Source organism: Nocardia sp. NPDC049737, from assembly GCF_040674755.1.
Lineage (GTDB): Bacteria > Actinomycetota > Actinomycetes > Mycobacteriales > Mycobacteriaceae > Nocardia.
The window spans coordinates 206,423-216,580 of the sequence record NZ_JBFANH010000006.1 but is presented as its reverse complement, the minus strand read 5'-3'; the positions used below and the strand labels follow the sequence as shown (position 1 = coordinate 216,580).

Here is a 10,158-nt window from a genome sequence, read left to right as displayed (position 1 = left end):
GTGATCAGGTCTGGGCAGCGTCGAAGCCGCAGAGCCGGGACCGGGAAGTCGGGTGCTGGCAGAAGCGACCGAAGCGGAATTGCGGCGTGCCGTCGAGCCTTTCATACCTATGCATTACCTATCAGCTACCGATAGATCATCGCCCGTTCCTATGGCATGCTGGCCCGGCCCGGCTGACAGGTGGGACGTGTCAATTCTTGGTTGCGAGACGTTTGTGGGTGGGTATTTCATCGAATCCCGTACGGATCATCGGTCGAATTCCCGCGGAACTGAGAGCGCCGGTTGATCGTGGCAGGTTGATCGAAGTAACAGAATTTCTGGGAAGGAAACCACATGTCAACGAGTTCGGCTTTCATATCGGGCGCTGCCCGAATACTCGTCGGCGCGGCAACCGTGGGTACTGTGCTCGGCGCCCCGAACGCCGTAGCCAATGCGTCGTCGGGCGGCGGATGTGGTGAAACGAAGAACGGGATAACCGTGTGTATCGCGGACAACGGAGATAATCGGATCCACGCTTGGACAGTTATCTGGCCGGAACGAGCTGACAAGGCGATTACGCGGATCGAGATCTGCCGCGTCGAGGATCCGAATTGCGTGGATATAGCCGCAGGCCCAGTACAGGGCACGGAGCGGGGGGCCGAGATTTTTGCGGTACCGGTATCGGAGGCCGGCGAATTTTTCGCGGTCTACTACCACGGCGACGAAGGGCCGGTCACCAGTCCTTCACTCACCTGGAGGTGATATCGGCATGAGGAGATTGCTATTTATCGCCTTGTCCGGGTTGATCGGCGGCGACGTGCTGGTTTGCGCGCCGACGGCGGGTGCCGCCCCCGTACCACAGCCGTGCGGTCGGTACTACTGCTCCTGCGACGACGTTTTCCGAACTCCGACCGAGCTCGATGCGTGGACAACCGCCAGCCCGGTGGTGATAGGCCCCTACGGTCGGCAACACATCTACTGCCATGTCGAGCCACTGGTGTTCGACGCCTGGCAGGTCGCGCCGGATGGGCAGGAGCATCAACTGTATTCCGTACAGTCGCTCAGCACCCTGAGCATGAGCAAGCTGTATGTATGGAACCCCAACGTCGTCCCCGGACGACACAACTGATATGTAGGCGTCTTCTGTCAAGTGGCAGGTGAAAGCGGTCCCGGTAGCGTCGGTTGCCGGGACCGCTTCAGATATGGCACGTCGGTGCCGAGATCGGCGGGCGCCCCGGCGGAGTGCCCAAGCCGCAAGCCATCTGACCACAGCGAGGACAGAAATCGCCGCCCGCGCCTGGGGCGTTCGCGCCCGAGCCACCGCCCGCGTCGACCTCACCGCCTACGAAACTGGTTCCCGCGCAAAATGATCGACGTCCGACCGCCTTAGTCGTCGCTCGGCGAGGGGAACCAGCGGGTCATCGGGAGACGGTCTCCTTCGTGGCTGGGGAGTACACACCAGCGGGCTGTGGGTCGGCGTAGAGCAGATCGATGTCGGTGGCATACATCTCGCTGATCGGCTTGCGCCGCAGTTTCATGGTGAGGGTGAGTTCGCCGCCGCCGGGTTCCCAGAAGGTCGGTAGCAGTCGGAAGCGTTTGATCTGCTCTACGCGAGATAGGACCTGATTTGCGGAATCGATGGCGGTGCGGACTCGTTCGATGATGTCGGGATGCTCGACGAGTGTGGTGACCGGTAATCCGTGCTCGGCGGCAAAACTCGCAGCGGTGTCCGGATCCAGCGTCACCAGAGCGGTGACATAGGGGCGGGCGTCGCCGACGGCGACGATGGTGCCGATCAGACCGGAGGCCGCGCGTACCGCGTTCTCGATATTGGCGGGCGACATATTCTTTCCCGACGCATTGATGATGAGTTCTTTCTTGCGGTCGACGACGCGCAAACAGCCGTTGTCGTCGCGGGTCATCACATCGCCGGTCGCGAGCCAGCCGTCGGCGTCGATGGCTTCGGCTGTCTTCCCCGGTTCGCCGCGGTAGCCCTTCATGACCAGCGGGCCGCGCACGAACAGCTCACCATCTTGCTCGAGCCGCATCTGCATTCCGGGCACCAGCCGACCGACTGTGCCGAGCTCGGTTGGTGCGTAAGGGGATACGGTTGCGATGCAGGTGAGTTCGGACATGCCCCAGATTTCGGAGATGGGTAGTCCGAGTGCGGCGAAGAAGGCGAGGGTGTCGGCTGGGATCGGTGCGGCGCCGGAGATGGTCCATTTCAGTTCGCCGAAGCCGAGTTTCGCGCGCAGTGCCGACAGTACGGCGGCATCGGCATTCTCGAATTCGGCGGCCAAGTCGGCTGGAACCGGCGCTCCAGCACGCAGTAGGTCCATGCGCTTGCGTGCGGTGTCGAGAGCCCAGCGCAGGGCAGCGGCGCGCACCGCATCGGGCTCGTTGGCGACGCCGAGTTCTATTGCGGCCTTCAGCTTTTCCCACACCCGCGGGACCGCACCCCAGATGGTCGGGCGGCAGTCCGGCAGCGCCGCCGCGATGAGCGCGGGTTCGGCCACCACCGTCACCTGGGTGCCGAACACTATCTGCAGGTAGAGCGCGGTCAACCGGTCGGCGATATGGGCCGAGGGCATGAACGAGGTGATTCGGTCGCCGAATTCGATCGGCAGCACCTGGGCCAGCGCATAGGCCTCGAACAGCAGGTTGGCGTGCGTGGTTTCGACGCCCTTGGGATTGCCGGTGGTGCCGGAAGTGTAGATGAGGGTGGCGACATCGTCGGGCTTCGTATTTTTCCAGGACTTCTCGAAATCGAAGTCGCTGGTGCCGAGCGTCTGCAGCTGCTGCAGGGTCAGCGTGCCCTCAATTGTGTCGCTGTCCAGTACGACGATGTGTGCTGGGGCCGCGCCGGAGCTTCGGATGCGGTCGAGGTATTGCGCCTCGCACACCACCACCGAAGCGCCCGCATTGTTCAGCACATGGGCGATCCCCTCGGGCGGCAGGGTGTTGTAGACGGAGAAGGACGTGGCTCCCGCGTGCAGTGCGCCGACATCGATCGGGTAGAACTCCACCCGGTTGCCCATCATCAGGGCCACGGTGTCGCCACGCCCGATGCCGAGCGCGGCGAAGCCGGCGGCGATGCGGCGCACCTGGGCTGCGTATTCGCCCCAAGTGAGCTCCTGGGTGCCGCCCACGGTGCGCACCGCGACCGCGTCCGGATCGATGGCAGCGGTGTGTTGGAAGGCGGCGCAGAGGGTATCAAAGCTCATGACGGTACTTCTTTCAGATTGCCTGTGCGGCAGGGGATTCGACGGCGGCAATGACAAACCGGCCGGATTCGCGGTATGCCGTCCGGGATTCGGGCACCAGCGCCGCGAGGGTGTGGAAGGCGTGCATTCGGCGGGGCCACAAGCGCAGGTCGCAGTGTGCCCCTGCGGCGCTGAGGCGGTCGGCGAGTGCGATCGTCGTCGGCGAAGGGTTCGTCCCTGCTGGCATGAATCAGGCTGGGCGGCAATGGTGTTCCCGCACGCAGACGCGGTGTCGTTCAGAGGTCGAGCACGAGTTCGTCGCCAGCCGCACGTGACACGCACGCCAACATATGGTCGGCTTGTTCGGATTCGGTCAGCAGGCGGTCGCGGTGATCGACGATTCCGGCGATGACGCCGACCTTGCACGTACCGCAGAAGCCCTGTTGGCAGGAGTAGGCGATATCCGGGAGCCGACGACGCAGCGCGGTCAGCGTGGTCTCGTCCGCGGCGACTCGAACGGTGCCGCCGGTACGTGCGAGGGAGATATCGAATGCGTGGCCGTCGGTGACGGGTAGCGCCGAGAACCGCTCTGTGTGCAGCGAACCGGTCGGATTCAGCTCGAACATGCAGCGTTGCGCGGCCGCCAGCATGGGCGGCGGTCCGCAGACGTACACTGCCGCGCCGGGTTCGGCACGACCAATGAGTTCGGCGATATCGGTGACACCGAATTCGTCGTCGGGACGGATATCCGCGCCGGGCAGCTCATGCAGGAAAGGCATGGTGTCGCGCGAGCGGCCGACGTACACGAGGCGACCACGTGAGCCCGCCGCTCGCACCATCGGCAGGATCGGTGTGATGCCGATGCCGCCGGCCAGGAACAGATACGAGGGGGCGTCTATATATGTGAATGCATTGCGGGGCCCGCGGATTCGCAGCCGATCATCGACCCGTAGCGTCTCGTGCACCTCCCGCGAGCCCCCGCCGCCGTCCGGAATGAGACGCACTGCGATCCGGTAGCGGAAGCGGTCCGACGGATCCCCGCACAGTGAATACTGCCGCTGTCGGCCAGAGGGCAGAAATACATCCACATGAGAACCCGGCCGCCACGTCGGCAACGGGCCGCCACCCGCCGCGCGCAGTGTCAGACTCACCACATCATCGGTCTGGTGTTCGACACTCTCGATGCGTACATCGAGCTCGAATCCCGTGCGCCGCACCGGCTTCGGCCGCGACAGCAGTGGTGCGGCGCCACCTTTCACGAAGACGCTCTTGTATACGTCCATGATCCCGCCGAGCACCCGCAGACTCGCCGGTGTGGCATCGGTATGCTCGCCGCCCATCAGTGACCCGCCGTCCGTGCGGCGGGCGAGTACCCGAGATACCGCAGCGCTTTGTCCATCGGACCCAGCTGCGAGGGATGGAAGCCCGGCCGCAGATAGCGTGGGATCTCGGTGAGGAAGACCGTCCAACTGGGGATTACGCCGCGGCGGGTGGCACTTGCGAACTGCCGCAACCAGAATCGGCCTTTGTCGGCATCCGGGTCCTTCCGGTACATGTACGCCGTCGACACGATGAACAGCGGCAGCAGCGTCAGGCTCGCCACGATCGCGGTCCGTGCCTTGCGTGCGTAGCTGCCGTCGACATACATGTACGCGTCGTAGACCACGCTGCGATGTTCGACTTCCTCCGCACCGTGCCAGCGCACCAGATCCAGCATGGCCGGATGCATGCCCTTCTCCTCGAGAATGTCCGCATTGAGCAGCCATTCGCCGAGCACAGCGGTGTAGTGCTCCATGCCGGCGAACAGTCCGAGGCGTTCCTTGAGCCACTGATCCTCGGCCCGTCCGGTCAGGCCGTGATCGATGAGAACGCGGTCGACCAGCCACGCCACCTTGCGGACATAGGAGTCCACGTCCAGGCCGATGGACTGCAGATGCCTGCGCGCCGCCTCATGGCTGTTGGCGTGCATGGTCTCCTGCCCGACGAACCCGATCACCTCCTCCCGCAGGCGTTCGTCGTGGATATGCGGCAATGCCTCGGATAGCGCCTGTGCCATGGCCCGCTCACCCTCGGGCAGCACCAGGTGCATGACATTGACGATGTGGGTGGCCAGCACTTCGCCGGGGATGTAGTGCATCGGCACGGAATCGAACTCGAAATGGACATCGCGCGCATTGATCGCATGCGCGTCGTCGCCGTAGGTGCGCTTCGTCGCGCCAGCCGTGTCAGCCATACGGCGACCGTACAGTGCAACAAATTGCATTGCAATGTTGCGCGCAACATTTTTTCTGAAATTGTTGCACAACGAGCACTTTCTGCTAGCGTCGAACCGGTGAAGACGGCGTCGAAAGCAGCCCTGAGCCGCGATGATGCGGACGATCTCGAGACGCGGATACTCGATGCCGCCCTCGTGCAGTTCTCGAAGGTCGGCGTCAAGAAGTCGACGATCGAGGACGTCGCCCGGCAGGCCGGGGTCGATCGTGTCACCGTCTACCGGCGGGTGGGCTCACGCGATGATCTCGTGCAGGCTGTGATCAGCCGCGAGGTCGCGACCCTGCTGGCGGAACTCGCCGCGATGCCCGAACGTCACAACGGCATCGACGACCTCGTCGCCGACGTATTCGTCACGGTCGTGACACGCTGGCGCACTCATCCCATGGTCGAACGAATGCTGGCGATCGAACCCGAGCGAGTGATCATGAAACTCACGGTCGACGGCGCCACCACCTTCACCATGTGCGTTGCCGCAACCGCCGCCACACTTGAACGCGCGGTACAGCGCGGACTACTCGCCGACTCCGACGACCTGATGATCCGCGCCGAAATCGTCTGCCGCATAGTCCATTCGCTCATCCTCGCCCCGCACGGGACAGCCCCGCTGAACTCCGACGACGAGCTCGCCGCATTCGCGCACAGGTACCTGGTGCCGGTTGTGACCGGTGTCCGCGGTTAGTGCACTCGTTCGAGTCGACTTTCCGACTTCCGTTGCGGCAAACTCCGGTCTGATTGTGCGTGCAGCCATGCGATACGGCTGCGGATCATCGCTCCGTAATCGTCGTGGGCAAGGCATCCGCACACGGATGGGTGTCGCGATGGTTAGCTGCGGCCGTGTCTGCGGGCTGTGTGGGTGGTTACCTGGACGCTGATGGTGGTGTTCACCGGGCTGACGGCGCTGCCGCACCGCGTCTGGGATGCCTCGCCGGCGGACTTGGCGCTGTAGCGCCGTCGATGTTGGATATCGGTTCGGTAACTTCAGTGGGCCGCGCGTCCTCCGGGCCGGGCCCCGAATTCCACCCTCCGGACAGCTATTTTCCAAGTTCAGGACCATACCTGCGTGCAAGGTCACGATTCGGTCTCGCGCCAACGCGCCGGGGCGTGTGAGCAGCGGTGCTTTTTCGAAGTTCAATTACCGCCCCGCTAACGCCAGAGAATAGTTAGCCTTCATAAACGTCGGGGAGCGGCCATCGTGCCGCATGACAGGACGGATCGGTCGCCGATCACGGCGATCACCCGTCTCGCGCCATATTCCATATCGAATCGCTACCTTGGTCGATCGCAGTTCGGCCTGGAGAACGCTATGGCTAACTCAGCGTCCGTACCCAACCCCTTCGAGACCGGCGGTACCGGAATTCCCGCCGCCGCCCAGCCGAACTCGCGCTCCGCCGCAGATACGGGGCGGCCCGCCCGTGCTCTGCTCGATGAACAGCTCGCGCCACTGAGGATTCCGGCACTGGTGCTGGGTGCGTTGCTGATCTGCCTCGGTGTGGCGGCACTGCTGCCATTACGGGGATGGCTGCACGACTACGGCGGCGAGCTCGTCATAGCCGCCTACCTGCAATACATGGCGATGGCGACAACCCTCGAGGTATGGGGTCTACGTATGACCAGGAAAGGCCCACGCCGCAGGTGATGATGAGGTAGCCGCTGCGTGCGGCTGTTCTTGGGGCAAGGGCCGACAGCAGCCCGTCGCCCGCTGGCCATCCGGGGTTACTCCCAAGGCGGTGGAGCCGCGCCGCGGCTGCGGAGCCGCAGCCCGGCTATGCGTCCGAGCTCAACACGCGAGTGGTGGGGGCCGCCGTGAGCAGGGTGCTGATCTCGGCGGCGAGGGTTTCGGTGAGCGCGGGGTCATCGAAGCCTGCGGCCGCCCAGCAGCGGATACCGTCGGCCACCAGCGTCTGCGCGATGCGGGCCGTGCGCACGACATCGACCTCGGCGGGGATGCGGCCGTCGCGGTGGGCTTGCCGGAAGGGTTCGAGAAAAAGGTAGGCGATGTCGGCCTGGGTGGCGCCCTCGGCGAGGGCCTGTCGTTCGAGCCGGTAGGTTTCCAAGACCGCTTCGAAGACCAGCTCTGGAGGGTAGTGGCGGGCACGCTGTTCGAGGGTGCCGATGACCGCGGTGATCACGTCGACCAGTTCGTAAGGGCCCGAGAAGACGGCTTCGGCGGCCAGATGCGCGTCGCGCATGGTGAACACCTCCACTGCGAGGAGTACGTCCTCTCGCCGTGAAAAGTACACGTAAAACAGCGCTTTCGACACACCAGCGGCTTTGCAGATGTCGGTGACCGTGGTCTCGGCGAAACCCTTGGTGCGCCACAACGCCATGGCCGCCTGCATGATCGCTTCCCGGCTGGCATGGGATCGAGCCCGTAGCGGCGTCGCCCTTTTCTGACGATCGTCACCTCTTGGCCTGTGTGAATCTATCGCCATAGCAGGGATTTTAGCGCACCACAATTATTGACCATAGTCAGAAAACTTGCGATGCTGCTCCCCATGAGCCCCAGCGGCGCAATCATCGGCCAGCGCCGCCGCACGGTGGCCGGTCCGACCTCGACAACCCATTCATCCGACGGGAGTCAACGACATGCAGACACTCACCGAGGACGAGGAGCAATCGACTGCCACGAATCTGAGAGCCCACCAGGTGATCCTGTGGTCGACCCCGGTGGTCGCCCTGGTGCTGCTCGCGCTGTTCGTTGCGTTTCCCGGCTTTTTCCCACCGATGTCGCCGAACATGACAGCGACGGAGGTAGCGCAGTTCTACGCCGACAACACACCGCTGATCCGATTCAGCATGGTCGGTTTCAACCTGTGCGGGGTCATGATCGTGCCGTTCTTCGTGCTGATAATGGGTCAGATGCTGCGCATGAGGGGCCAGAGCCACATCTTCGCCTTCTCCTACCTCACCGCGATCGTCGCCGGAGTGACCTTGTTCGCTTTGTCGAACATCTTCTTCGCCGTCGCCGCTTTCCGCGCCGACCGGGGTGTGGAACTGGTTCAGGTACTCAACGACCTCGCCTGGATCGTCTTTATCGCGCCGATCGGCATGCTGGTCGCCCAGTTCGTATTGCTCGCTCTGGCAGTGTATTTCGATGAACAACCGCAACCCATCTTTCCGAAATGGGTCTCGCCCTACGCACTTCTGACGGCGCTGGCCATGGCCCCCTCGGCCGGTGCCGCGGTGTTCCGGGACGGGCCGCTGGCGTGGGACGGCTTCGTCTCGTTCTGGCTCCGCAACGGCGCCTTCGCGCTGTTCGTCGCGGTGATGTTCTTCCTCGTGCGATCCGCGCTCCGACGCCAGATCCAGCAGGAGGGGATCGCGTCGTGACCGCCGTGACCAACACCTCTGGTACAGCAAGAAGCGCCACCCCGAAAAGTGGAGCGGGGCTCGATGTCTGGATCATCTACTGGCTGTTCGCCGCCTTCTACACCGCCCTGTCGGTAGGGGTCGTATTCTTCGGCAGGGCAACACCACCACCGCGCCCGGACGTGACTGATCTGCAAGTGGCGCAGTGGTTCGACAAGCATCAGTGGGGAATCCAGGCCGGTTTCGCGGTGCTACTGGTCCTCGCGGGCGGAGCGGCAGTCTCCAACGGCATCATCGGCTACTTCATGAAACGCATGTCCTCGGGATCGCTGCTGGCCTACGCCTACATCGCTGGAATGGGAGTCGGCGCAATCCCCGGGTTCCACGTGCTGCTCATCTGCTGGCTCACCGCGACTTTCCGCCCCGACCGCGATCCCGGGATCCAACACCTGCTCTACGACCTGGGCATGTTGTCCTACAACGGATCCCTGGGCTGCTTCACCGCTGCCTACACTGTGCTGGCGATCGCGATCCTCTACGACCGTAACCACATCTTCCCCAAATGGTTCGCCTACATCTCCATCTGGCAGATCGTCACCGAAGTCCTTGCCACCCAGATGTGGGTCTTCCGCTCCGGGGCGTTCTCCTGGAACGGAATGATCACCTTCTACATCGCGGTAGTCGTCTTCGGACTGTGGGTCGTGTGCCTGCTACCAATCCTGCGCAACGCCACAAAAGCCGAGAGCACACATACCCCACCCCTCTACCCCGCCGAGGCCACGCGATGACCATCTCCGATCAAGGCATCTCCCCGGAGACCGAACCACTCTCGGCCGAAGCTGAACGGGCACGACACATGCCGGGCGATATCGACATGTGGGTGATGATCCTGGGCGACCTGTTCTTCTTCGGCTGCTACTTCGTCGTCTACATGGTCTTCCGCGCGAGATCGGCCCAAGAGTTCTCCACCGCCCAGCAACACCTCGACATCGGCATCGGTGTCACCAACACCGTCGTGCTGCTCACCAGCTCCATGTTCGTCGCCCTGGCCGTCATCTCGACCCGACAGGGAGCAATCCGGACAGCGCGACGACTTGTATTCGCCGCAGGCGCATGCGGACTGGTATTCATCGCCCTGAAAATCTATGAATGGCACCACGAGCTAACCAACGGCTACACCGTCGCCAACGAATTCTTCAGCTTCTACTACGCCCTCACCGGCATCCACCTCGCACACCTACTACTCGGCATGCTCATCCTCGGAATCGTCGTCCAAGAGCTACGCAACCCCCGCAGGCAACGGGTGAGCATCGTCGAACAAGGCGCCCTGTTCTGGCACATGATCGATCTGCTCTGGGTCGTCATCTTCGCCATCATCTACCTCATGAGGTAA

At 63.4% G+C, this 10,158-nt stretch carries 11 protein-coding genes; 6 read left to right on the top strand and 5 right to left on the bottom strand.

What is annotated here, in order from left to right; all coding sequences use genetic code 11:
- Positions 1 to 748 precede the first annotated feature (748 nt).
- Positions 749 to 1,108: a hypothetical protein gene (locus AB0J47_RS11355; protein WP_364343710.1), complete on the top strand. Its 360-nt coding sequence runs from the start codon at positions 749 to 751 to the stop codon at positions 1,106 to 1,108.
- Between the two features lie 289 nt (positions 1,109 to 1,397).
- On the opposite strand, the gene fadD11 is transcribed toward AB0J47_RS11355, so the two are convergent.
- The 4 genes from fadD11 to AB0J47_RS11335 are packed head-to-tail and all read right to left on the bottom strand — an operon-like array spanning position 1,398 to position 5,415.
- Positions 1,398 to 3,203, bottom strand: a complete 1,806-nt coding sequence (fadD11, locus tag AB0J47_RS11350; protein ID WP_364343707.1) for a fatty acid--CoA ligase FadD11 — start codon at positions 3,201 to 3,203, stop codon at positions 1,398 to 1,400.
- A gap of 13 nt (positions 3,204 to 3,216) precedes the next feature.
- Positions 3,217 to 3,429, bottom strand: coding sequence for a hypothetical protein (locus AB0J47_RS11345; RefSeq protein ID WP_364343704.1), 213 nt, complete (start codon positions 3,427 to 3,429; stop codon positions 3,217 to 3,219).
- A gap of 49 nt (positions 3,430 to 3,478) precedes the next feature.
- Positions 3,479 to 4,465, bottom strand: coding sequence for a PDR/VanB family oxidoreductase (locus AB0J47_RS11340; RefSeq protein WP_364343855.1), 987 nt, complete (start codon positions 4,463 to 4,465; stop codon positions 3,479 to 3,481).
- 56 nt (positions 4,466 to 4,521) lie between these two features.
- Positions 4,522 to 5,415 carry a metal-dependent hydrolase gene (locus AB0J47_RS11335; protein ID WP_364343701.1) on the bottom strand — a complete coding sequence of 298 codons (894 nt, stop codon included), beginning with the start codon at positions 5,413 to 5,415 and terminating at the stop codon, positions 4,522 to 4,524.
- 99 nt (positions 5,416 to 5,514) lie between these two features.
- On the opposite strand from AB0J47_RS11335, the gene AB0J47_RS11330 reads away from it, so the two are divergent.
- Complete coding sequence (locus AB0J47_RS11330) at positions 5,515 to 6,135, top strand: helix-turn-helix domain-containing protein (protein ID WP_364343698.1); 621 nt, start codon at positions 5,515 to 5,517, stop codon at positions 6,133 to 6,135.
- Positions 6,136 to 6,759: 624 nt separating this feature from the next.
- Positions 6,760 to 7,092, top strand: coding sequence for a hypothetical protein (locus tag AB0J47_RS11325; RefSeq protein ID WP_364343695.1), 333 nt, complete (start codon positions 6,760 to 6,762; stop codon positions 7,090 to 7,092).
- A 127-nt stretch (positions 7,093 to 7,219) separates the two neighbouring features.
- Here AB0J47_RS11325 and AB0J47_RS11320 read toward each other — a convergent pair whose 3' ends face one another.
- On the bottom strand, positions 7,220 to 7,795 hold the full coding sequence (locus tag AB0J47_RS11320) for a helix-turn-helix domain-containing protein (RefSeq protein WP_364343692.1): 576 nt from the start codon (positions 7,793 to 7,795) through the stop codon (positions 7,220 to 7,222).
- A 247-nt stretch (positions 7,796 to 8,042) separates the two neighbouring features.
- Between AB0J47_RS11320 and AB0J47_RS11315 the strand changes: the two genes are divergently transcribed.
- The 3 genes from AB0J47_RS11315 to AB0J47_RS11305 all read left to right on the top strand — a co-directional run bounded on the left by AB0J47_RS11315 (position 8,043) and on the right by AB0J47_RS11305 (position 10,158).
- The gene (locus tag AB0J47_RS11315) at positions 8,043 to 8,786 is read left to right on the top strand and encodes a hypothetical protein (protein WP_364343689.1); all 744 of its coding nucleotides are present in this window, start codon (positions 8,043 to 8,045) and stop codon (positions 8,784 to 8,786) included.
- 74 nt (positions 8,787 to 8,860) lie between these two features.
- Positions 8,861 to 9,553, top strand: a complete 693-nt coding sequence (locus AB0J47_RS11310; protein ID WP_364343852.1) for a hypothetical protein — start codon at positions 8,861 to 8,863, stop codon at positions 9,551 to 9,553.
- The gene (locus AB0J47_RS11305; RefSeq protein ID WP_364343686.1) at positions 9,550 to 10,158 is read left to right on the top strand and encodes a cytochrome c oxidase subunit 3; all 609 of its coding nucleotides are present in this window, start codon (positions 9,550 to 9,552) and stop codon (positions 10,156 to 10,158) included. The genes AB0J47_RS11310 and AB0J47_RS11305 overlap by 4 nt, the downstream gene beginning before the upstream one ends.

Bases quoted from the DNA above. Each gene is read 5' to 3' on its own strand.
- AB0J47_RS11345 (WP_364343704.1), bottom strand. From the start codon at position 3,429: ATGCCAGCAGGGACGAACCCTTCGCCGACGACGATCGCACTCGCCGAC.
- AB0J47_RS11315 (WP_364343689.1), top strand. From the start codon at position 8,043: ATGCAGACACTCACCGAGGACGAGGAGCAATCGACTGCCACGAATCTG.
- AB0J47_RS11335 (WP_364343701.1), bottom strand. From the start codon at position 5,415: ATGGCTGACACGGCTGGCGCGACGAAGCGCACCTACGGCGACGACGCG.
- AB0J47_RS11355 (WP_364343710.1), top strand. From the start codon at position 749: ATGAGGAGATTGCTATTTATCGCCTTGTCCGGGTTGATCGGCGGCGAC.
- AB0J47_RS11305 (WP_364343686.1), top strand. From the start codon at position 9,550: ATGACCATCTCCGATCAAGGCATCTCCCCGGAGACCGAACCACTCTCG.
- AB0J47_RS11320 (WP_364343692.1), bottom strand. From the start codon at position 7,795: ATGCAGGCGGCCATGGCGTTGTGGCGCACCAAGGGTTTCGCCGAGACC.
- AB0J47_RS11325 (WP_364343695.1), top strand. From the start codon at position 6,760: ATGGCTAACTCAGCGTCCGTACCCAACCCCTTCGAGACCGGCGGTACC.
- AB0J47_RS11340 (WP_364343855.1), bottom strand. From the start codon at position 4,465: ATGGACGTATACAAGAGCGTCTTCGTGAAAGGTGGCGCCGCACCACTG.
- fadD11 (WP_364343707.1), bottom strand. From the start codon at position 3,203: ATGAGCTTTGATACCCTCTGCGCCGCCTTCCAACACACCGCTGCCATC.